The sequence below is a fragment of the Serratia sp. CY83965 genome, assembly GCF_052166375.1.
GTDB lineage: Bacteria > Pseudomonadota > Gammaproteobacteria > Enterobacterales > Enterobacteriaceae > Serratia > Serratia marcescens.
The window spans coordinates 367,264-389,484 of record NZ_JBJNOV010000001.1; the positions used below are offsets into that span (position 1 = coordinate 367,264).

The following is a 22,221-nucleotide window of genomic DNA, read 5'->3' on the forward strand; positions in this document are numbered from 1 at the left end:
ACAGATGAAACTCGAATTTTCCATTTATCGCTACAATCCGGATGTCGACGACGCGCCGCACATGCAGGATTACACCCTGGAAGCGGAAGAAGGTCGCGACATGATGCTGCTGGATGCGTTGATCCAGCTGAAAGAAAAAGACCCGACCCTGTCGTTCCGTCGCTCATGCCGCGAAGGCGTGTGCGGTTCCGACGGCCTGAACATGAACGGTAAAAACGGCCTCGCGTGCATCACTCCGGTTTCGTCGCTGCGCAAAGGCAACGGCAAGATCGTGATCCGTCCGCTGCCGGGCCTGCCGGTGGTGCGCGATCTGGTGGTGGATATGGGCCAGTTCTATACCCAATATGAAAAGATCAAGCCATACCTGCTGAACGACGGCAAGAACCCGCCGGCGCGCGAGCACCTGCAATCGCCGGAGCAGCGCGCCAAGTTGGACGGTCTGTACGAGTGCATCCTGTGCGCCTGCTGTTCAACCTCTTGCCCATCGTTCTGGTGGAACCCGGACAAGTTCATCGGCCCAGCCGGTCTGTTGGCGGCGTATCGCTTCCTGATCGACAGCCGTGACACGGAAACGCAAGAACGTTTAGATGATCTGGACGACGCTTTTAGTGTTTTCCGCTGCCATAGCATTATGAATTGTGTCAGTGTATGCCCTAAAGGCTTGAACCCGACGCGTGCGATCGGGCATATCAAGTCCATGCTGCTGCAACGCGGCGCATAAACGGAATGAGATGCTGCGCCGGGCTCTTTTCCGGCGCACATCCCATAGGGGAGGGAACCTCTAAAAACTGACCCGCGGCTGCGGCGCTATGCAGCCTGGTTCTTCCGCCGGTTTTTAGAGGTTCCTTGTAAGGGACCGCAAGGTCCATAACAGAACGTATCGGGCCGTCATGGCCGCAAGTACGTCGAGTGAACCGTTTTACGGCAAACCGTATTCATCACGGTAATTATGTTAACCACGGCGAAAACTAAAGCTTCAAAGCTTAAGGGATCATGATGCAGAACGGCGCAATGAAGGCCTGGCTGGATTCCTCCTATCTGGCGGGCGCGAACCAGTCTTACATAGAGCAGCTCTATGAAGACTTCTTAACCGATCCGGGTTCCGTTGAAGATAGCTGGCGTTCCATTTTTCAACAGCTACCAACCGCGGGTGTCAAACCCGATCAGCTTCACTCTCAAACGCGCGATTACTTCCGCCGCTTGGCGAAAGACTCCGCGCGCTACAACACCACCATCACCGATCCGGAAACCGACGCCAAACAGGTCAAGGTACTGCAGCTGATCAACGCCTTCCGCTTCCGCGGGCATCAGCATGCCAACCTCGATCCGCTTGGCCTGTGGCAGCGCGAGCAAGTTCCTGACCTTGATCCCGCTTACCACAACCTGACCGAAGCCGATTTCCAGGAAACCTTCAACGTGGGCTCTTTCGCCATCGGCAAAGAAACCATGAAGCTGGGCGATCTGTACGCCGCGCTGAAGCAGACCTATTGCGGGTCGATCGGTGCTGAGTACATGCACATCACCAACACCGAAGAGAAACGCTGGATCCAGCAGCGTATCGAGTCGGTGGTGGGGCGCGCCAGCTTTACCGCCGACGAAAAACGCCGTTTCCTGAACGAGCTGACCGCAGCGGAAGGTCTGGAACGTTACCTGGGCGCCAAATTCCCGGGCGCCAAACGCTTCTCGCTGGAAGGCGGCGACGCGCTGGTGCCGATGCTGAAAGAGATGGTGCGCCACGCCGGCAAGAACGGCACGCGCGAAGTGGTGTTGGGCATGGCCCACCGCGGCCGTCTGAACGTGCTGATCAACGTGCTGGGCAAAAAGCCGGCCGATCTGTTCGACGAATTCGCCGGCAAGCATAAAGAACACCTCGGCACCGGTGACGTGAAATATCACCAGGGCTTCTCTTCCGACGTGGAAACCGAAGGCGGCATGGTTCACTTGGCGCTGGCGTTCAACCCGTCGCACCTGGAGATCGTCAGCCCGGTGGTCATGGGGTCGGTTCGCGCCCGTCGCGATCGTCTGGACGAAGCGCGCAGCAACATGGTGCTGCCGATCACCATCCACGGCGACGCCGCCATCACCGGCCAGGGCGTGGTTCAGGAAACCCTGAACATGTCTCAGGCCCGCGGCTACGAAGTGGGCGGCACCGTGCGTATCGTCATCAACAACCAGGTTGGCTTCACCACCTCCAACCCGCTGGATGCGCGCTCTACCGAATACTGCACCGACATCGCCAAAATGGTTCAGTCGCCGATCTTCCACGTTAATGCGGACGATCCGGAGGCCGTGGCCTTCGTCACCCGCCTGGCGTTGGATTTCCGTAACACCTTTAAGCGTGACGTGATGATCGATCTGGTCTGCTACCGTCGCCATGGGCACAACGAGGCCGACGAGCCGAGCGCCACCCAGCCGGTGATGTATCAGAAGATCAAGAAACACCCTACGCCGCGCAAAATCTATGCTGACGTGCTGACCGAGCAGAAAGTGGCCAGCCTGGAAGATGCCACGGAAATGGTCAACCTGTACCGCGACGCGCTCGACCGCGGCGATTGCGTGGTTGAAGAGTGGCGTCCGATGAACCTGCACTCCTTCACCTGGTCACCGTACCTGAACCACGAGTGGGACGAAGAGTACCCGAGCAAGGTTGAGATGAAGCGCCTGCAGGAGCTGGCACGCCGCATCAGCACCGTGCCGGAAGCGATCGAAATGCAGTCGCGCGTGGCGAAAATCTACGCTGACCGCGCCGAGATGGCCGCAGGCAACAAGCCGTTCGACTGGGGCGCCGCCGAAACGCTGGCCTACGCCACCATGGCGGATGAAGGCATTCCAATCCGCATCTCCGGCGAAGACGCCGGCCGCGGCACCTTCTTCCACCGTCACGCGGTGGTGCACAACCAGAAAAACGGTTCGGTCTACGTTCCGCTGGCGAATATCCACAGCGGCCAGGGCGAATTCAAGGTTTGGGACTCCGTACTGTCTGAAGAAGCGGTGCTGGCGTTCGAATACGGCTACGCCACGGCGGAACCGCGTACGCTGACCATCTGGGAAGCGCAGTTCGGCGACTTCGCCAACGGCGCGCAGGTCGTTATCGACCAGTTCATCAGCTCCGGCGAGCAAAAATGGGGCCGTATGTGCGGCCTGGTGATGCTGCTGCCGCACGGCTATGAAGGCCAGGGCCCTGAGCACTCTTCCGCGCGTCTGGAACGCTATCTGCAGCTGTGCGCAGAGCAGAACATGCAGGTGTGCGTCCCGTCTACGCCGGCGCAGGTTTACCATATGCTGCGTCGTCAGGCGCTGCGCGGTATGCGCCGTCCGTTGGTGGTGATGTCGCCGAAGTCGCTGCTGCGCCATCCGCTGGCGATTTCTTCGCTGGACGAGCTGGCCAACGGCACCTTCCTGCCGGCGATCGGCGAGATCGACGACTTGGATCCGAAAGCGGTCAAGCGCGTCGTGCTGTGCTCCGGCAAGGTCTACTACGACCTGCTGGAACAGCGTCGCAAGAACGAGCAGAAAGACGTGGCCATCGTGCGCATCGAGCAGCTGTATCCGTTCCCGCATCAGGCCGTGCAGGCCGTGCTGGAGCAATACTCGCACGTGCATGATTTCGTCTGGTGTCAGGAAGAGCCGCTGAACCAGGGCGCCTGGTACTGCAGCCAGCACAACTTCCGTGAAGTGGTGCCGTTCGGGGCTTCTTTACGTTACGCAGGACGTCCGGCCTCCGCCTCTCCGGCGGTGGGCTATATGTCCGTACACCAGAAGCAGCAGCAGGCTCTGGTGAACGACGCGCTGAATATTGACTAATGTTCGCTCGCTTGCCGGCCGTGGGGCCGGCAAGCAGATGATAAAAAACTTAAGGGAAAGCTAAATGAGTAGCGTAGATATTCTGGTTCCTGACCTTCCTGAATCGGTTGCCGATGCGACCGTAGCCACCTGGCACAAAAAGCCGGGCGACAGCGTGCAGCGTGATGAAGTCCTGGTTGAAATCGAAACCGACAAAGTTGTGTTGGAAGTGCCGGCCAGTGAAGCGGGCATTCTCGATGCTATCGTGGAAGAAGAGGGCGCGACCGTACTGTCTCGCCAACTGCTCGGCCGCATCCGCCCAGGCGACAGCTCCGGCAAACCGACCGCCGAGAAGAGCCAGGAGAAAGAGTCCACGCCTGCACAGCGCGCGACCGCGAGCCTGGAAGAAGAAAGCAATGACGCGCTCAGCCCGGCGATTCGCCGCCTGATCGCCGAACACGACCTCGATGCCGGCGCCATCAAAGGCACCGGCGTGGGTGGCCGCATCACGCGTGAAGACGTGGAAGCGCACCTGGCCAAAGGCGGCGCCGCCGCCAAACCGGCCGCCGCCGCTGAAGCCGCACCGCAGCCTGCTCTGGCCGGCCGTAGCGAAAAACGCGTGCCGATGACTCGCCTGCGCAAACGCGTCGCTGAGCGTCTGCTGGAAGCGAAGAACAGCACCGCGATGCTGACCACCTTCAACGAAATCAACATGCAGCCGATCATGGATCTGCGCAAGCAGTACGGCGAAGCCTTCGAGAAGCGTCACGGCGTACGTCTGGGCTTCATGTCCTTCTACATCAAGGCGGTGGTTGAAGCGCTGAAGCGCTTCCCGGAAGTGAACGCGTCGATCGACGGTTCCGACGTGGTTTACCACAACTACTTCGACATCAGCATCGCGGTTTCTACCCCGCGCGGCCTGGTGACGCCGGTACTGCGCGATGTGGACGCCATGAGCATGGCTGACATCGAGAAGAAAATCAAAGAGCTGGCCGTTAAGGGCCGCGACGGCAAACTGACCGTGGAAGAGCTGACCGGCGGTAACTTCACCATTACCAACGGCGGCGTATTCGGCTCCCTGATGTCCACTCCGATCATCAACCCGCCGCAGAGCGCCATCCTGGGCATGCACGCCATCAAAGATCGCCCAATGGCGGTCAATGGTCAGGTGGTGATCCAGCCGATGATGTATCTGGCGCTGTCTTATGACCACCGCCTGATCGACGGTAAAGAATCCGTCGGTTATCTGGTGACGGTCAAAGAGATGCTGGAAGATCCGGCTCGTCTGCTGCTGGACGTCTAGTAACCCTTGCCGGGCGCGGCGTGCCGCGCCCGCACTCTGTGCTATGTGGCCGGAAAACCATGCGGTTTACCGCGTAATAATGGTCCGGCTAAAAACCTTCAGAACTGAATGGATAGAACATCATGAATTTACACGAATATCAGGCAAAACAGCTGTTTGCTCGGTATGGCATGCCGGCACCCACCGGTTACGCCTGTACCACTCCGCGTGAAGCAGAAGAAGCCGCATCCAAAATCGGCTCCGGCCCGTGGGTGGTGAAATGTCAGGTTCATGCTGGCGGCCGCGGTAAAGCGGGCGGCGTTAAAGTCGTCAACAGCAAAGAAGATATCCGTGCTTTCGCGGAAGCCTGGTTGGGCAAGCGTCTGGTGACTTACCAGACTGACGCGCTGGGCCAGCCGGTTAACCAGATCCTGGTTGAAGCGGCGACCGACATCGATAAAGAACTGTACCTGGGCGCCGTCGTAGACCGCGCGACCCGTCGCATCGTATTCATGGCGTCTACCGAAGGCGGCGTGGAAATCGAGAAAGTGGCGGAAGAAACCCCTGAACTGATCCACAAAATGACCATCGATCCGCTGGCGGGTCCACAGCCTTATCAGGGCCGTGAGCTGGCTTTCAAACTGGGCCTGACCGGCAAGCAAGTCAGCCAGTTCGCCAAGATCTTCATGGGCCTGGCGACGCTGTTCCTGGAGCGCGACCTGGCGATGGTTGAGATCAACCCGCTGGTGATCACCAAGCAGGGCGATCTGGTGTGCCTGGACGGCAAACTGGGCGCCGACGGTAACGCCCTGTTCCGTCAGCCTGAACTGCGTGAAATGCGTGACCCTTCTCAGGAAGATGAGCGTGAATCCCGTGCGGCCCAGTGGGAGCTGAACTACGTTGCCCTCGACGGCAACATCGGCTGCATGGTGAACGGCGCAGGTCTGGCGATGGGCACCATGGACATCGTTAAACTGCACGGCGGCGAGCCGGCCAACTTCCTGGACGTAGGCGGCGGCGCGACCAAAGAGCGCGTGACCGAAGCGTTCAAAATCATCCTGTCCGACGACAAGGTGAAAGCGGTTCTGGTTAACATCTTCGGTGGTATCGTTCGTTGCGATCTGATCGCCGACGGCATCATCGGCGCAGTGGCTGAAGTGGGCGTTAACGTCCCGGTCGTGGTGCGCCTGGAAGGGAACAACGCCGAACTGGGCGCCAAGAAACTGGCGGACAGCGGCCTGAATATCATTGCTGCGACCAGCCTGACTGATGCGGCTCAGCAAGTTGTTGCAGCAGTGGAGGGTAAATAATGTCCATCTTAATCGATAAAAACACCAAAGTAATTTGCCAGGGCTTCACCGGTAGCCAGGGGACTTTCCACTCCGAACAAGCTATCGCTTACGGCACCAAAATGGTTGGTGGCGTCACCCCAGGCAAAGGCGGCACTCAGCACCTGGGTCTGCCGGTGTTCAACACCGTGCGCGAAGCGGTTGAAGCGACCGGCGCGACGGCCTCCGTCATTTACGTTCCAGCGCCGTTCTGCAAAGACTCCATTCTGGAAGCGATCGATGCCGGCATCAAATTGATCATCACCATCACCGAAGGCATCCCGACCCTGGACATGCTGACCGTGAAAGTGAAGCTGGATGAAGCCGGCGTGCGCATGATTGGGCCGAACTGCCCTGGCGTGATCACCCCGGGCGAGTGCAAAATCGGCATCATGCCTGGCCACATCCACCTGCCGGGCAAAGTGGGCATCGTTTCCCGCTCCGGTACCCTGACCTATGAAGCGGTGAAACAAACCACCGATGCCGGTCTGGGCCAGTCCACCTGTGTGGGCATCGGCGGCGACCCGATCCCGGGCTCCAACTTCATCGATATCCTGAAGATGTTCCAGCAGGATCCGCAGACCGAAGCGATCGTGATGATCGGTGAGATCGGCGGCAGCGCTGAAGAAGAAGCGGCAGCTTACATCAAAGAACACGTCACCAAACCGGTTGTCGGTTACATCGCCGGCGTGACCGCGCCGAAAGGCAAGCGTATGGGCCACGCGGGCGCCATCATCGCAGGCGGCAAGGGCACGGCGGACGAGAAGTTTGCTGCGCTGGAAGCGGCGGGCGTGAAAACCGTTCGCAGCCTGGCGGACATCGGCGACGCGGTAAAAGCGGTGCTGAAGCGCTAAGATCTTAGTACGAAATAATAATATCTCGACATGTTTGGCCACCCATTGGGTGGCCTTTTTTATGGGCGAAGATCAGAAATCGTTGAGTGCTTTGATCAGCGCGATCCGATCCTGCAGGCGGCGCTGCTGCACCGGATCCACGGCAGTTTGCCGCTGTTGATCCAGCGAGGTGAGGGCGGCGCGGTAATCGTCGGCGTTGCTGAACAGCGCGTCTTTGACGTTGATCGAGGCGACGTTGGTGTAGCGCCCGTCGTCGGTGGTCGGTACCTGGATAACGCCTTCATTAAGCAGCCGTTTGACGATCGCCCGCTGCGGTTCGTATCCTTCCATGCCAACCAGTTTCCAGCGCTGCGGCGGCACGCCCTGGTATTGGCCGTGTTTCACTTCCGTCAGGTAGCGCAGGGCCAGGTGGCGAATGGTGCCTTCTTCTTCACCGTATTGCGCTTTGCTGTCGAACAGCACCGGGAAGGATTGCCCTTCCAGCGCGCCGCCCTTTTGCGTCAGGTGGCCCATGCGGTAACTGTTCATGCCCAGACGGATCGGCATGTCGTCGGTGACCGGCGTGCCGTCTGCCAGGCGCAGATCGACGATGCGCGAACCGGCGGGTTGGCGCAGATCGATGGTATAGGTGACGCCATCGAAGAAATCGTTGGTGGAATATTTGGACGAACGCCGCGCCGGGTTAAAGCTGTAGGTGACGTCGCCCGGCTGCAGCTGATTGAAGTAGCCGGCGGACCACTCCATATAGCGTTTAAGCGCTTTACCGTTAAGTTGATAAACGGTGATCTCGCCGCCGGCGTATTGGTAGTTAAAGGCGATATCCTTGGCCTTGATGTCGCCGACGTCCAGTTTGGCGCGATCGTTGTCGATCTGCAGAGCGATCACCTGCGCCAGCGGTGCGTAGTGACGGGCGGCCTGCTGGAACAGCGCGCTGATGCCGGTATCCTGCACGTGCACCTGAGGAATGCCGCGGAACTCGTCTGCAGGCACCAGATCGCTGCCGCTCAGCTTCGCCACCACCCGGTTGGCGTTGGCGCGCAAAATGTCATGATACGGCCGGTAGAGAGCCTGCATGGCGCTGTCCGGCGTCAGCCCTTTGATCGGGTAGGTGTAGCTGTTTTTGTCGATCAGCGTGAATTTGCCATCGCGGCGTTCAAATTGCAGATCGATGCGTGACAGCGCGCGGCCGTATTTGTCCGGTTCGGTGATGATGACGCCGTTGACCACCGCCTTGTCGATCTTCACATGCATGTGGCCGGCGACGATCGCCGCCAGCTCCGGGTTGGCGTTGGCGATGTCGGCCACGCCGGTGCCGGGGCGCTGGTTCTCGTTGTCGATGCCCATATGCGCCACCAGCACGATGGCATCGACCTGGCCGTCGATTTGTTTGATGACCTGTTTCACCGCCTGCACCGGATCGGTGAAGTTCAGTCCTTTGATACGATCGGTGCCCTTGGCGAATTCAGCGGTCATCGGCGTGTCCATGCCGATAATGCCGATCTTCACGCCCTGGCGTTCGAGGATGGTGTAGGCCGGCAGATAAGGCTTGCCGTTATCCCAGACGATGTTGCCCGCCAGCGCCGCGCCCTTGAACTGCTTGAGCGGGGTGCCCAGCACCGGCAGGCCGAAGTCGAACTCGTGATTGCCCATCACCCAGACGTCGTAGTTGAGCGCGTTGAGGCCCAACATCATCGGGCTGACGGCCTCATGCTTGAAGGTTTCAACGAAGTTGCCCTGAATGGTGTCGCCGGCGTCCACCAGGATCAGGTTAGGCTGCTCGGCGCGTACCTTTTTGACCTGAGTGGCTATCTGGCTCAGGCTGCCCGCCAGGTTTTCCGTGTCGCTGGCGTAGTCCCAGGGCACGAAGGTGCCGTGCAGATCGGAAGTACCCAGCAGGGTGATATTTACCGTTTCGGCGGCCATGACGTTTCCCGAGAGTCCCAAGACAGAGGCAAAGATGATTTTTTTCATAACTTATTGTCACTCAATGCAATTTTAACATAAGCGGTCATTTTGCTACAAAATCGCAACCTTTACGATCCTATCGCGAGAAATAGACTAATATTGGAGAGAGATTTGTTGTTTTGTGACTGCAATCACTGTCACGGCTTAATGGAAATAAAAGGTTAATTATGTCGCAGAATAAGCGCGTAATAATACAATGGCGGCTCTTTTAAATTACATTTATTTAACACAAAAATATCATTAAAAAACAATTAAACCATTGCGCAACATGCCCTCAAGAAAAATAGGCGAAATGTGCTGATGAATATGGAAATAATATGCGGATAGGCTTAAATTGTCTCAGATCAAATTAGCCCGAAGTACCTCTTTCGGCTAAGATTTGACCTGTAACCAAAAGTCCAACCCACGTCACGTAAAAACCTATTTATTGTGTGGGATTGGGCGAGTATCATCCATGTTGTGATTATGGATGGTTGATCTTGTTGCATTTGTTACCCGTTGTCGGTTTTCAGTGGCGTGCTTGTCGACGGCCCGAGAGGCTATTGGCGAGTGTGCGGTTGAAAGCGGAGAAGCTGGATCAAATTTGTTGTGTTTAAGGGCATTCACTGCGGGGCGTTACTGGCGGCTTTGAAAGAAGCATGCCGATAACCGCGTGTCGGAGTCTTCCTGCGAGGAGCAAGGAGTCAAGATGTTTGATATTGTCGAACTGTCGCGCTTACAGTTTGCTTTAACGGCGATGTACCATTTCTTATTTGTCCCATTAACGCTCGGTATGGCGTTCTTGCTGGCAATTATGGAAACGGTATATGTCCTGTCTGGCAAACAAATCTATAAAGACATGACCAAATTCTGGGGAAAGTTATTTGCGATTAACTTTGCTCTGGGTGTGGCCACCGGTTTGACCATGGAGTTCCAGTTCGGGACCAACTGGTCGTATTTCTCTCATTACGTCGGCGATATCTTCGGGGCCCCACTGGCTATCGAAGGTCTGATGGCGTTCTTCCTTGAATCGACGCTGGTCGGCCTGTTCTTCTTCGGCTGGGATCGTCTGAGCAAGGTGCAGCACATGGCGGTAACCTGGTTCGTGGCCCTCGGCTCCAACCTGTCCGCGCTGTGGATCCTGGTCGCCAACGGCTGGATGCAGAACCCGATCGCGTCGGATTTCAACTTCGAAACCATGCGCATGGAGATGGTCAGCTTCTCCGAGCTGGTGCTTAACCCGGTTGCGCAGGTGAAATTCGTTCACACCGTGGCTGCAGGTTACACCACCGGCGCCATGTTCGTGCTGGGCATCAGCTCCTACTATCTGCTGAAGGGCCGCGACATCGCTTTCGCCAAGCGCTCCTTCGCCATCGCCGCCAGCTTCGGCATGGCTGCGGTGCTGTCGGTGATCGTGCTGGGTGACGAATCCGGTTACGAAATGGGCGACGTACAGAAAACCAAACTGGCCGCCATTGAAGCGGAGTGGGATACCCAGCCGGCGCCGGCATCCTTCACCCTGTTCGGCATTCCCGATCAGGACAAGATGGAAAACTCCTTCTCTATTCAGATCCCGTATGCGCTTGGCCTGATCGCCACGCGTTCCACCGACACGCAGGTCACCGGCCTGAAAGATCTGCTGGCGCAACATGAAGTGCGCATCCGCAACGGCATGAAAGCCTACCAGCTGCTGGAAGAGCTGCGCGGCGGCAATACCGATCCTGCGGTGCGTGCGGAATTCAACAAAACCAAGCAAGACCTGGGCTACGGCATGCTGCTGAAGCGTTATACCCCGAACGTCAGCGACGCGACGGAAGCGCAGATCCAGCAGGCGACCAAGGACTCCATTCCACGCGTGGCGCCGCTGTACTTCGCCTTCCGCATCATGGTGGCCTGTGGCGTGCTGATGCTGCTGATTATCGGCCTGTCCTTCCTGAGCGTGGTGCGCGGCCGCATCGGCCAGAAAAAATGGCTGTTGCGTGCGGCGCTGTATGGCCTGCCGCTGCCGTGGATCGCGGTGGAAGCCGGCTGGTTCGTGGCGGAATACGGCCGTCAACCGTGGGCGATTGGTGAGGTGCTGCCGACCGCAGTCGCCAACTCTTCGCTGACCGCGGGCGACATTCTGTTCTCGATGGGGCTGATTTGCGGCTTGTACACCCTGTTCCTGGTGGCTGAAATGTACCTGATGTTCAAGTTTGCGCGTCTGGGTCCAAGCAGCCTGAAAACCGGCCGCTACCACTTTGAACAACCGACTGCCGCCGTGCAGGAAGCGCGCTAAACAGGAGTCCACGTATGTTTGACTATGAAGTACTGCGATTTATCTGGTGGGTGCTGGTTGGCGTACTGCTGATCGGCTTCGCCGTCACCGACGGTTTCGACATGGGCGTCGGCATCCTGGTGCGCATCATCGGTAAAACCGATACCGAGCGCCGGGTGATGATCAACTCCATCGCCCCGCACTGGGACGGTAACCAGGTGTGGCTGATCACCGCCGGCGGCGCGCTGTTCGCCGCCTGGCCGATGGTCTACGCAGCGGCCTTCTCGGGCTTCTACGTCGCCATGATCCTGGTGCTGGCGGCCTTGTTCTTCCGCCCGGTCGGTTTTGACTACCGTTCCAAGCTGGAGAGCACCCGCTGGCGCAACATGTGGGACTGGGGCATCTTCATCGGTTCCTTCGTGCCTGCATTGGTGTTCGGCGTGGCGTTCGGCAACCTGCTGCAGGGCGTGCCGTTCCATGTGGACGAGTACCTGCGTCTGTTCTACACCGGCAACTTCTTCCAACTGCTGAATCCGTTCGGTCTGTTGGCAGGCGTGGTCAGTCTGACCATGCTGGTCACTCAGGGCGCGACTTACCTGCAGATGCGCACCACCGGCGAGATCCACCTGCGGTCACGCGCCGCAGCGCAGATCGCGACGCTGATCATGGCGGTATGCTTCCTGCTGGCGGGCGTGTGGCTGGTGAAAGGCATCGACGGCTACGTGATCACTTCGGCGCTGGACACCATGGCGGAATCCAACCCGCTGCGTAAAGAAGTGGCGCATCAGGCCGGCGCATGGCTGATCAACTTCAACAAGTATCCGCTGCTGTGGGCGTTGCCTGCGCTGGGCGTGGTGCTGCCGTTGTTCACCATCCTGTTCTCGCGTCTGGAGAAAGGCGCGCTGGCGTTCGTCACCTCGTCGCTGACCATCGCCTGCGTCATCCTCACTGCCGGGGTCACCATGTTCCCGTTCGTGATGCCGTCCAGCACCGTGCCTAACGTCAGCCTGACCATGTGGGACGCGACCTCGAGCCTGTTGACGCTGAAAGTGATGACCGTCGTGGCGGCGATCTTCGTGCCTATCGTTTTGGCGTACACCAGCTGGTCGTACTACAAAATGTTCGGTCGCCTCGACAAGAATTACATCGAAAACAACAAGCATTCGCTGTACTAAGGATAAGGAGCTAAACCATGTGGTATTTTGCCTGGATTCTCGGAACGCTTCTTGCCTGCGCCTTCGGCATCATCACGGCGCTGGCGCTTGAGCAGAGCGAAGCGACCAAAGCTCAGCAAGACGGTAAGTGATGAGCTCGTCCGTGATTGACAAGCTGTACGCTGTCACCGACAAGGGCCCCGTTCGGGCCCTTTCCCTGGTGCTGGCGTTGATTTTGGCGGGGTGCGTGTTCTGGGATCCGACGCGTTTCGCCGCCAAAACCAGCTCGCTGGAGATTTGGGAAGGGCTGTTGCTGATTTGGGCCGTATGCGCCGGGGTGATCCACGGTTTCGGATTCCGCCCGCAGCGCAGCGTCTGGCGCGCTTTTTTCGCGCCGCTTCCCGCAATTGTGATCTTGTGCGCAGGATTACTTTACGTTTCTTTATAATCTCCCCGATGTCCCCACGTTATGGGCCCTCACGGCCCATAATTATTTTCATTCCCATCTTGTAACCCATTCCCAACCCGATCCGTCTTGCGTATAGTAGCAGCGTTAAATTGCATTGCTGGGAAGTAGAGTGAGTAATACGTTGTTTCGATGGCCGGTTCGCGTTTACTACGAGGATACCGATGCCAGTGGTGTGGTCTATCACGCCCGCTACGTCGCCTTTTTTGAAAGAGCGCGCACAGAGATGCTGCGTCAGCACAACTTTCATCAACAGCAGCTGCTCAGTGAACAAGTCGCTTTTGTCGTCCGGCGCATGACGGTGGATTATCTGGCTCCGGCTCGTCTCGACGAGCAACTGGAGGTCCAGAGTGAAATCACCTCTCTGCGCGGGGCTTCTCTCACGTTTGCTCAACGCATTGTCAATTCTGACGGGGCCCTACTGAGCCAGGCAGATGTCCTGATTGCCTGTATTGATCCACACCAAATGAAGCCAAGAGCGCTTCCTAAGTCTATTGTCGCGGAGTTTAAGCAGTGACTGACATGAACATCCTAGATTTATTCTTGAAGGCGAGCCTGCTGGTTAAGCTTATCATGTTGATTTTGATATGCTTCTCGGTAGCCTCCTGGGCGATCATCATTCAGCGCACCCGCATCCTCAATGCGGCGACGCGCGACGCCGAAGCCTTTGAAGACAAATTCTGGTCCGGTATCGAGCTTTCCCGTCTGTACCAGGAAAGTCAGGCGCGTCGCGATAGCCTGACCGGTTCCGAGCAGATCTTCCATTCCGGTTTCAAAGAGTTCGCCCGCCTGCACCGCGCCAACAACCATGCGCCGGAGTCGGTGATCGAAGGGGCGTCGCGCGCGATGCGCATTTCGATGAACCGCGAGCTGGAAACGCTGGAAACCCATATTCCGTTCCTCGGCACCGTCGGTTCGATCAGTCCGTACATCGGTCTGTTCGGCACCGTGTGGGGGATCATGCACGCCTTTATCGCGCTGGGCGCGGTGAAGCAAGCCACGCTGCAGATGGTGGCGCCGGGTATCGCCGAAGCGCTGATCGCCACCGCGATCGGTCTGTTCGCCGCCATCCCGGCGGTAATGGCCTATAACCGTCTCAACCAGCGCGTCAACAAGCTTGAGCAGAATTACGACAACTTTATGGAAGAGTTCACCGCTATTCTGCATCGTCAGGCCTTCTCCAGCGACAGCAAATAAGTAGGAGGTAGCATGGCGAGAGTACGTGGACGTAGTCGGCGCGAGCTGAAGTCCGAAATTAACATCGTTCCGCTGCTCGACGTGTTGCTGGTGCTGCTGCTGATCTTTATGGCAACTGCGCCAATCATCACGCAGAGCGTGGAGGTTGACCTGCCGGACGCCACCGATTCCAAAACGGTGTCCAGCGATGACAATCCGCCGGTGATCCTTGAGGTTTCCGGCGTAGGTCAATACACCCTGGTGGTGGATCACAACCGTATGGAGCTGCTGCCGCCTGAACAAGTCGCGGCCGAAGCCAAGTCGCGTTTGGCGGCTAACCCGAAAACGGTCTTTTTGATCGGCGGTGCGAAGGAAGTCCCTTACGATGAGATTATCAAGGCATTGAATATTCTCCATCAGGCGGGCGTAGCTTCCGTGGGGCTGATGACCCAGCCGATCTGACCGTAAGGCGAACGGCAACCCGGTTCCTGCGCTGCGGCCCAGGAACCCCGTATAAGCAACACCAGTTTTTGGGAATCTATTTTGGTAAAGGCAACTGAGCAAAACGTTAAGCTGAACCGCGCCGTTATTGTTTCGGTCGTTCTGCACTTCATACTGATTGCCCTGCTGATTTGGGGATCGCTGCAGGAAAAGGTCGACATGAGCGCCGGCGGCGGCGGCGATGGTTCTGTAGTGGGCGCGGTAATGGTCGATCCCGGCGCGGTGGTGGAGCAGTACAACCGCCAGCAGCAGCAGAGCAACGATGCGCAGCGTGCCGAGAAGCAGCGCCAGAAAAAAGCGGAGCAACAGGCCGAAGAGCTTCAGCAGAAGCAGGCGGAGCAACAGCAGCGCCTGAAAGAGCTGGAGAAAGAGCGTTTGGCGGCGCAGGAGAAAGCCGCGCAGGACGCCAAAGCGCAGGCTGAGCAACAGCAGAAGGCGGCGGAGCAGCAGAAGCAGGCCGCCGAGCAGCAAAAAGCGGCGGAGGCCGCTGCAGCGAAAGCCAAAGAGCAACAGAAGGTCGCCGAAGCCGCCGCCGCCAAGGCGAAGGCCGAAGCGGACAAGGTCGCCAAGGCGCAGGCGGACGCGCAGAAGAAAGCCGAAGCGGAAGCCAAGAAAGAAGCGGCCGCTGCCGCCGCCGCCAAGAAACAGGCGGAAGAGGCGAAGAAAGCCGCCGCCGCTGCCGCAGAGCAAAAAGCTGCAGAGGCCGCGGAGAAGAAAGCGGCTGCTGAAGCCGAGAAAAAAGCCGCAGCGGAAGCCGAGAAGAAGGCTGCCGCCGAGGCAGAGAAGAAAGCGGCCGCCGCTGAGAAAGCTGCGGCAGCCAAGAAAGCCGCTGCAGAGAAGAAAAAAGCCGCCGCCGAGGCTGCGAAGCAATCGGCGGAAGTTGATGACCTGTTTGGTGGCCTGGCGGACGGCAAGAACGCGCCGAAAGGTGGTGGCAAGCAGAAGGGTGACGGTAAACCGGCTGGCCAGGGCAATGCCAAAGCGGCTGGGGCCAGCGGGGCGGAAATCAATGGCTATCTTGGCCAGATTACCGCTGCGATTCAAAGCAAGTTCTACGATGCGGATCTGTACAAGGGCCGTAAATGTGACCTGCGAATCAAGCTGGCGCCGGACGGTTTTCTGGTAGACGTTAAATCTGAAGGGGGCGATCCGGCACTGTGTCAGGCGGCGATAGCCGCGGCGAAACAGGCGAAGATCCCGAAACCGCCAAGCCAGGCGGTGTATGAGGTGTTTAAGAATGCTCCCCTTACGTTCAGGCCGGAATAATGGTTGTTTGAGCTGAGTAAGATCACAGGGATGTACTAAGGTAACCAACAGGGATTATGTAGTTTTACGTGAGTTGGTTTGTTAAAATTCTGCTAATTTATCGCAGGCATCCCGCCTGGATAAGGGAGATGAGATGAAGCAGGCATTTCGAGTAGCGCTAGGTTTTTTAATTCTGTGGGCGTCCGTGTTGCACGCGGAAGTTCGCATTGAAATCACCCAAGGGGTCGACTCCGCTCGTCCGATTGGCGTGGTGCCGTTTAAATGGGCGGGCCCAGGCACGCCGCCGGAAGATATCGGCAAGATTGTCGGCGCGGATCTGCGCAACAGCGGCAAATTCAACCCGATCGACGTGGCGCGCATGCCGCAGCAACCCACCTCCGCGTCTGAAGTGACGCCGGCGGCCTGGACTGCATTGGGCATCGACGCCGTAGTGGTCGGTCAGGTTCAACCTGGCGCCGACGGCAGCTACCTGATCTCCTACCAGTTGGTGGACACCTCGGGTTCGCCGGGTACCGTATTGGCGCAGAACCAGTATAAAGTGACCAAACAGTGGTTGCGTTATTCTGCCCATACCGCCAGCGACGAAGTGTTCGAGAAGCTGACCGGCATCAAGGGCGCGTTCCGCACCCGTATCGCCTACGTGGTGCAGACCAACGGCGGGAAATTCCCGTACGAGCTGCGCGTAGCGGATTACGACGGTTACAACCAGTTCACGGTGCACCGTTCGCCTGAGCCGCTGATGTCGCCGGCCTGGTCGCCGGACGGCAGTAAACTGGCTTACGTGACCTTCGAGAGCGGCCGTTCCGCGCTGGTGGTGCAAACCCTGGCTAACGGCGCCATCCGCCAGATCGCTTCGTTCCCGCGCCACAACGGTGCGCCGGCGTTCTCGCCGGACGGCAGCAAGCTGGCCTTCGCGCTGTCCAAGAGCGGCAGCCTGAACCTGTACGTGATGAACCTCGGCTCCGGCCAGATCACGCAGCTGACCGATGGACGCAACAACAACACCGAACCGACCTGGTTCCCGGATGGCCAGTCTCTGGCGTTTACCTCCGACCAGGGCGGGCGTCCGCAGATTTATAAAATCAGCGCCAGCGGCGGTGCCGCACAGCGTCTGACGTGGGAAGGCTCTCAGAACCAGGATTCTGAAGTCAGCTCCGACGGTAAATTCCTGGTGATGGTCAGCACCAACAGTGGTGCACAACACATCGCCAAACAAGATCTTGGATCGGGCGCCGTTCAGGTTTTGACCGGCACCTTCCTGGATGAAACGCCTAGTATTGCGCCAAACGGCACCATGGTGATCTATAGCTCCACGCAAGGTATGGGCTCCGTGCTGCAGTTAGTGTCAACTGATGGGCGTTTCAAAGCGCGTCTTCCGGCAACTGATGGACAGGTCAAATTCCCTGCCTGGTCGCCGTATCTGTGATGCATGTGTAAATATGTATGGCAAACTATAAAAGGATCAAAGAAATGCAACTGAACAAAGTGCTGAAAGGGCTTCTGCTGGCACTGCCAGTTCTGGCTGTAGCAGCTTGTAGTTCTAACAAAAGCGCGAACAACGACCAATCTGGTATGGGCGCTGGCGCCGGCACTGGTATGGAAAACGGCAGCAGCAACCTGTCTTCCGAAGAACAAGCTCGTCTGCAGATGCAAGAACTGCAGAAGAACAACATCGTTTACTTCGGCCTGGACAAGTATGACGTAAGCTCCGAATTCGCTCAGATGCTGGACGCGCACGCTGCATTCCTGCGTAACAACCCGTCTTACAAAGTGACCGTTGAAGGCCACGCTGACGAACGCGGCACGCCGGAATACAACATCGCTCTGGGTGAGCGTCGTGCTAACGCCGTTAAAATGTACCTGCAGGGTAAAGGCGTTTCCGCTGACCAGATCTCTATCGTTTCTTACGGTAAAGAAAAACCAGCAGTACTGGGCCACGACGAAGCGGCTTATGCTAAAAACCGTCGTGCCGTTCTGGTTTACTAAGAGAATCGCATGAACAGTAACTTCAGACGTCATCTGTTGAGTCTGTCGTTACTGGTTGGCGTAGCGGCCCCTTGGGCCGCTACTGCCCAAGCGCCAATCAGTAATGTCGGCTCCGGCTCGGTCGAAGACCGTGTCACCTCGCTTGAGCGCATCAGCAATGCTCAAGGCCAGCTTTTAAACCAACTCCAGCAGCAACTCTCTGACAATCAACGCGACATTGATTCTCTCCGTGGGCAAATCCAGGAAAGCCAGTATCAGTTGAATCAGGTCGTTGAACGCCAGAAGCAAATCTATCAACAGATGGATAGCCTCAGCCAGGGCGGCGCTCAGAGCGCCTCTGCGGCAGCGGGCGCTGCCGGCGGGGCAGCCGCAGGCGCATCTTCCGATGCGGGCAGCAGCGCGCCTGCAGCCGCTTCTGCAACGCCGAGCGGCGGTGATGAGAACAGCGACTACAACGCCGCTGTTTCTCTGGCGCTGGAAAAAAAACAGTATGACCAGGCGATTTCCGCCTTTCAGTCCTTCGTAAAACAGTACCCGAAGTCTACTTACCAGCCCAATGCCAACTATTGGCTGGGCCAGTTGTTCTACAACAAGGGTAAAAAAGACGATGCGGCCTACTATTTTGCGGTGGTGGTGAAGAATTATGCTAAATCACCGAAGGCGCCGGACGCCATGTACAAGGTGGGTATCATCATGCAGGAAAAAGGGCAGGCTGATAAAGCCAAGGCCGTGTTCCAGCAGGTGATTAAACAATACCCAACCAGTGCGGCGGCCAAGCAGGCGAAAAGTCGCGTAGGCGGTTAACGGCTAGAAAAATGAGCCCAGAAGTTAGTCGATTTGACCGATTTCTGGGCTCATTCGCGTGAAGAACAAGCAGTTGAACGCATCGGTAAAAAATTTAGGTTGCGCTGCCAAGATAAATTAGTAATATATGCCGCCGTTGCCAAGACATCTTGCAAGATGTTAAAGCGGCAGGGAAATTGGGTCGTTAGCTCAGTTGGTAGAGCAGTTGACTTTTAATCAATTGGTCGCAGGTTCGAATCCTGCACGACCCACCAATTTTGAAGCAAGAAATGAAGTGGAATCGGGAAGGATAACATCACGAAGTGATGGCCCGTCAGGGCGAGGCCAAAGGCCGAGTCATCCTGCACGACCCACCAATTTCTGAAGTAGCAGTAACCACAACAGTGGGTGATTAGCTCAGTTGGTAGAGCATCTCCTTTACACGGAGGGGGTCGGCGGTTCGAGCCCGTCATCACCCACCACTGTTATGGGTCGTTAGCTCAGTTGGTAGAGCAGTTGACTTTTAATCAATTGGTCGCAGGTTCGAATCCTGCACGACCCACCATTCTTTAAGAATGGCAGCTTCAGAATCGGTTTGATGTGGCAAAGTAAAGGTCCGAGTCGAGTACCCGTCGAGTTGTCCTGAACATCCCCATCCTTGTTTTCCGCGAGTCGGTTCCAATAACCTATTCGCCATCAGCAGTAAACCACATCAGTGGGTCGTTAGCTCAGTTGGTAGAGCAGTTGACTTTTAATCAATTGGTCGCAGGTTCGAATCCTGCACGACCCACCACTCTTTAATAGAGCAAGGTGTTAAATCGTCAGGATGAGAACCGTAAAGGTTCGAGTCTCGCGAAGCGAGACAACATCACTCCGGTGATGGCCCGAAGGGCGAGGCCAAAGGCCGAGTTATCCTGCACGACCCACCACGCTTTGAGTGGACAAGATAATAGCAGTACCACAGCAGTGGGTGATTAGCTCAGTTGGTAGAGCATCTCCTTTACACGGAGGGGGTCGGCGGTTCGAGCCCGTCATCACCCACCACACTGCGGGTCGTTAGCTCAGTTGGTAGAGCAGTTGACTTTTAATCAATTGGTCGCAGGTTCGAATCCTGCACGACCCACCAATTCAGAAAAAAGCGCCTTTGGGCGCTTTTTTCGTTTCTGTAACATCCAAACCTGACCTCATCTTCTCGCTAACATGGTCACCGAGTCGTGCGGGTGAGATCCTGCGCTCAGGTTCAGAGATACGACAACGCGCAGCGTTGCCCGCAGGGTGAGGCCACAGGCCGAATCAATCCTGCACGACCCACCCATTCAGAAAAAGCGCCTTTTATCGCATCCGCATCACCGCAATCTGAATCCGCTGCTTTCTCGTTTCAACAACACACCGATCGTCATCCCGCGCTTTTCTGAACGGCTATACGTTATCGCCAAGCGGTTATCCGCTGTGAACTGCGCGGCCAATGCCTGTGTTTTTAATCTATTAAACAATAGGTGCGCAAAATTGAAAATATCAGCGGACTTTTCGCGCTGATTTAGGTATTTTGTTTAGTATATAAAACGAAGGGCGTTGCGGCAGGCAATATTCAAGCGGCAGGCGCCCAGCCTAGCATGAGATTGCAGCGATGAGTGAAATGTTTGATGTCAATGCGGCGGTGTATCCCTTCCCGCCTAAACCGGTACCGCTGGACGTAGCCGAAAAAGCCTTTTATCGCGAAAAGATCAAAACCCTGCTCAAGCAGCGCAACGCGGTGATGGTCGCCCACTATTATACCGATCCGGAAATCCAGGCGCTGGCGGAAGAAACCGGCGGCTGCGTGGCGGATTCGCTGGAAATGGCACGCTTCGGCAGCGCGCATCCGGCTTCCACGCTGTTGGTGGCCGGCGTGCGTTTCATGGGGGAAACCGCCAAGATCCTCAGCCCGGAAAAGCAGGTGCTGATGCCGACGCTGTTTGCCGAATGTTCGCTGGATCTGGGCTGCCCGGAAGAGGAATTTCATGCGTTTTGCGACAGCCATCCCGATCGCACCGTGGTGGTCTATGCGAATACCTCGGCGGCGGTCAAAGCGCGCGCTGACTGGGTGGTGACCTCCAGCATCGCCGTCGAACTGATCGAGCATCTGGATAGCCTGGGCGAGAAAATTATCTGGGCGCCGGATCGTCATCTCGGCAGCTACGTGCAGAAGCAGACCGGCGCTGACGTGTTGTGTTGGCAAGGCGCCTGCATTGTCCATGACGAGTTTAAGACCCAGGCGCTGCGGCGCATGAAGGCGCTCTATCCGCAGGCGGCCATCCTGGTGCATCCCGAATCGCCTCAGGCGGTGGTCGAGCTGGCGGATGCGGTGGGATCGACCAGCCAACTGATTCAGGCGGCGAAAACATTGCCGCATCAACAGCTGATCGTCGCCACCGATCGCGGTATCTTTTACAAGATGCAGCAGGCTTGTCCGGACAAGGAGCTGTTCGAAGCGCCGACCGCCGGGGAAGGCGCGACCTGCCGCAGCTGCGCGCATTGCCCGTGGATGGCGATGAATGGCCTGAAGGCGATTGCCGAAGGGCTGGAGCAGGGGGGCGCGCAGCATGAGATCCACGTGGACGCCGCGCTGCGTGAAAAGGCGCTGGTGCCGCTGAACCGCATGCTGGATTTCGCCGCTCAGCTTAAGATGCAGGTTAAAGGCAACGCTTAACCGTTTAAAAGGATGACCTCATGAGCTTCTTCAGTACCAGCAATATTCTGGTGCATATTCCGCTTGGCGCGGGCGGTTACGATCTGTCGTGGATCGAAGCCATCGGCACACTGTTCGGGTTGCTGTGCATCTGGTACGCCAGCAAGGAAAAAATCATCAACTACCTGTTCGGCCTGATCAACGTCACGCTGTTCGCGGTGATTTTCTTCCAGATCCAGCTGTACGCCAGCCTGCTGCTGCAGCTGTTTTTCTTCGGCGCCAATATTTACGGTTGGTATGCCTGGAGCCGCCAAACCCAGGATAATCAGGCCGAGCTGCAGATCCGCTGGCTGCCGCTGCCGAAAGCGTTGGCCTGGGCGGCGGTTTGCGTCATCGGCATCGGCCTGATGACCTTCAACATCGACCGCGTGTTCGCCTGGCTGACGCAGATTGCGGTGGCGGTGATGCAAGGGCTGGGGCTGAACGTGCAGATGCCGACGCTGCAGCCGGACGCGTTCCCGTTCTGGGATTCGGCGATGATGGTGCTCTCCATCGTGGCGATGATCCTGATGACGCGCAAGTACGTGGAAAACTGGCTGCTGTGGGTGGTTATTGATGTCATCAGCGTGGCGATCTTCGCCTACCAGGGCGTGTACGCGATGGCGCTGGAGTATGTCATTCTGACGCTGATCGCCCTGAACGGCTCCTGGCTGTGGATCAAGAGCGCCGGGCGCAACCGTTCCAATCCGCTCTCTTCCGCACCGTAACAACGC

General features: G+C 57.5%; 19 protein-coding genes, 6 tRNA genes and 2 other RNA genes. 26 read left to right on the plus strand and 1 reads right to left on the minus strand.

The window, feature by feature from the left end:
- Positions 1-4: 4 nt before the first annotated feature.
- The 5 genes from ACJ8PL_RS01825 (at position 5) to sucD (ending at position 7,247) form a co-directional block, all read left to right on the plus strand.
- The gene (locus tag ACJ8PL_RS01825) at positions 5-721 is read left to right on the plus strand and encodes a succinate dehydrogenase iron-sulfur subunit (RefSeq protein WP_015376975.1); all 717 of its coding nucleotides are present in this window, start codon (positions 5-7) and stop codon (positions 719-721) included.
- 275 nt (positions 722-996) lie between these two features.
- Positions 997-3,804 (plus strand): 2-oxoglutarate dehydrogenase E1 component, encoded by a 2,808-nt coding sequence (gene sucA, locus ACJ8PL_RS01830; RefSeq protein ID WP_025301881.1) that lies wholly within the window; start codon positions 997-999, stop codon positions 3,802-3,804.
- A gap of 64 nt (positions 3,805-3,868) precedes the next feature.
- Positions 3,869-5,086, plus strand: a complete 1,218-nt coding sequence (gene odhB, locus ACJ8PL_RS01835) for a 2-oxoglutarate dehydrogenase complex dihydrolipoyllysine-residue succinyltransferase (RefSeq protein WP_015376977.1) — start codon at positions 3,869-3,871, stop codon at positions 5,084-5,086.
- A gap of 122 nt (positions 5,087-5,208) precedes the next feature.
- Positions 5,209-6,375, plus strand: coding sequence for an ADP-forming succinate--CoA ligase subunit beta (gene sucC / locus ACJ8PL_RS01840; RefSeq protein WP_015376978.1), 1,167 nt, complete (start codon positions 5,209-5,211; stop codon positions 6,373-6,375).
- Entirely contained in the window at positions 6,375-7,247 is an 873-nt protein-coding gene (gene sucD, locus ACJ8PL_RS01845) for a succinate--CoA ligase subunit alpha (protein ID WP_004939878.1), read from the plus strand. The genes sucC and sucD overlap by 1 nt, the downstream gene beginning before the upstream one ends.
- Positions 7,248-7,319: 72 nt before the next feature.
- Here sucD and ACJ8PL_RS01850 read toward each other — a convergent pair whose 3' ends face one another.
- On the minus strand, positions 7,320-9,218 hold the full coding sequence (locus ACJ8PL_RS01850; protein WP_416170441.1) for a bifunctional metallophosphatase/5'-nucleotidase: 1,899 nt from the start codon (positions 9,216-9,218) through the stop codon (positions 7,320-7,322).
- A gap of 682 nt (positions 9,219-9,900) precedes the next feature.
- On the opposite strand from ACJ8PL_RS01850, the gene cydA reads away from it, so the two are divergent.
- From cydA to pnuC, 21 genes are all read left to right on the plus strand, one after another.
- Entirely contained in the window at positions 9,901-11,469 is a 1,569-nt protein-coding gene (gene cydA / locus ACJ8PL_RS01855; protein ID WP_049300326.1) for a cytochrome ubiquinol oxidase subunit I, read from the plus strand.
- Between the two features lie 14 nt (positions 11,470-11,483).
- The gene (cydB, locus tag ACJ8PL_RS01860) at positions 11,484-12,623 is read left to right on the plus strand and encodes a cytochrome d ubiquinol oxidase subunit II (protein ID WP_016928727.1); all 1,140 of its coding nucleotides are present in this window, start codon (positions 11,484-11,486) and stop codon (positions 12,621-12,623) included.
- A 17-nt stretch (positions 12,624-12,640) separates the two neighbouring features.
- On the plus strand, positions 12,641-12,754 hold the full coding sequence (gene cydX / locus ACJ8PL_RS01865; RefSeq protein WP_004939868.1) for a cytochrome bd-I oxidase subunit CydX: 114 nt from the start codon (positions 12,641-12,643) through the stop codon (positions 12,752-12,754).
- Positions 12,754-13,050 (plus strand): cyd operon protein YbgE, encoded by a 297-nt coding sequence (gene ybgE / locus ACJ8PL_RS01870; RefSeq protein WP_004939866.1) that lies wholly within the window; start codon positions 12,754-12,756, stop codon positions 13,048-13,050. Before cydX ends, ybgE begins: the two co-directional genes overlap by 1 nt.
- A 130-nt stretch (positions 13,051-13,180) precedes the next feature.
- Positions 13,181-13,585 (plus strand): tol-pal system-associated acyl-CoA thioesterase, encoded by a 405-nt coding sequence (gene ybgC / locus ACJ8PL_RS01875; RefSeq protein ID WP_004939863.1) that lies wholly within the window; start codon positions 13,181-13,183, stop codon positions 13,583-13,585.
- Positions 13,582-14,265, plus strand: a complete 684-nt coding sequence (gene tolQ / locus ACJ8PL_RS01880; protein WP_004939862.1) for a Tol-Pal system protein TolQ — start codon at positions 13,582-13,584, stop codon at positions 14,263-14,265. Before ybgC ends, tolQ begins: the two co-directional genes overlap by 4 nt.
- 12 nt (positions 14,266-14,277) lie before the next feature.
- On the plus strand, positions 14,278-14,706 hold the full coding sequence (gene tolR, locus ACJ8PL_RS01885; RefSeq protein WP_004939859.1) for a colicin uptake protein TolR: 429 nt from the start codon (positions 14,278-14,280) through the stop codon (positions 14,704-14,706).
- A gap of 81 nt (positions 14,707-14,787) precedes the next feature.
- A complete protein-coding gene (gene tolA, locus ACJ8PL_RS01890; RefSeq protein WP_442530766.1) occupies positions 14,788-16,011 on the plus strand; it encodes a cell envelope integrity protein TolA in 1,224 nt (407 codons plus the stop codon).
- A gap of 133 nt (positions 16,012-16,144) precedes the next feature.
- Positions 16,145-17,437, plus strand: coding sequence for a Tol-Pal system beta propeller repeat protein TolB (gene tolB / locus ACJ8PL_RS01895; protein WP_004939856.1), 1,293 nt, complete (start codon positions 16,145-16,147; stop codon positions 17,435-17,437).
- Positions 17,438-17,481: 44 nt separating this feature from the next.
- The gene (pal, locus tag ACJ8PL_RS01900; protein WP_004939853.1) at positions 17,482-17,997 is read left to right on the plus strand and encodes a peptidoglycan-associated lipoprotein Pal; all 516 of its coding nucleotides are present in this window, start codon (positions 17,482-17,484) and stop codon (positions 17,995-17,997) included.
- Positions 17,998-18,006: 9 nt separating this feature from the next.
- Positions 18,007-18,801, plus strand: coding sequence for a cell division protein CpoB (cpoB, locus tag ACJ8PL_RS01905; protein ID WP_004939852.1), 795 nt, complete (start codon positions 18,007-18,009; stop codon positions 18,799-18,801).
- 178 nt (positions 18,802-18,979) lie between these two features.
- Positions 18,980-19,055: transfer RNA gene (locus ACJ8PL_RS01910), tRNA-Lys, on the plus strand.
- A 131-nt stretch (positions 19,056-19,186) separates the two neighbouring features.
- Positions 19,187-19,262: transfer RNA gene (locus ACJ8PL_RS01915), tRNA-Val, on the plus strand.
- A 7-nt stretch (positions 19,263-19,269) separates the two neighbouring features.
- Positions 19,270-19,345, plus strand: a tRNA-Lys gene (locus ACJ8PL_RS01920).
- Between the two features lie 152 nt (positions 19,346-19,497).
- A tRNA-Lys gene (locus ACJ8PL_RS01925) sits at positions 19,498-19,573 on the plus strand.
- A gap of 13 nt (positions 19,574-19,586) precedes the next feature.
- A non-coding RNA gene (locus ACJ8PL_RS01930) (RtT sRNA) lies at positions 19,587-19,709 on the plus strand.
- A gap of 39 nt (positions 19,710-19,748) precedes the next feature.
- Positions 19,749-19,824: transfer RNA gene (locus ACJ8PL_RS01935), tRNA-Val, on the plus strand.
- 6 nt (positions 19,825-19,830) lie between these two features.
- Positions 19,831-19,906, plus strand: a tRNA-Lys gene (locus ACJ8PL_RS01940).
- Positions 19,907-19,980: 74 nt separating this feature from the next.
- Positions 19,981-20,094, plus strand: a non-coding RNA gene (locus ACJ8PL_RS01945) — RtT sRNA.
- Between the two features lie 313 nt (positions 20,095-20,407).
- Positions 20,408-21,469 carry a quinolinate synthase NadA gene (nadA, locus tag ACJ8PL_RS01950; protein WP_015376982.1) on the plus strand — a complete coding sequence of 354 codons (1,062 nt, stop codon included), beginning with the start codon at positions 20,408-20,410 and terminating at the stop codon, positions 21,467-21,469.
- A 20-nt stretch (positions 21,470-21,489) separates the two neighbouring features.
- The gene (pnuC, locus tag ACJ8PL_RS01955; RefSeq protein WP_016928721.1) at positions 21,490-22,215 is read left to right on the plus strand and encodes a nicotinamide riboside transporter PnuC; all 726 of its coding nucleotides are present in this window, start codon (positions 21,490-21,492) and stop codon (positions 22,213-22,215) included.
- Positions 22,216-22,221 lie beyond the last annotated feature (6 nt).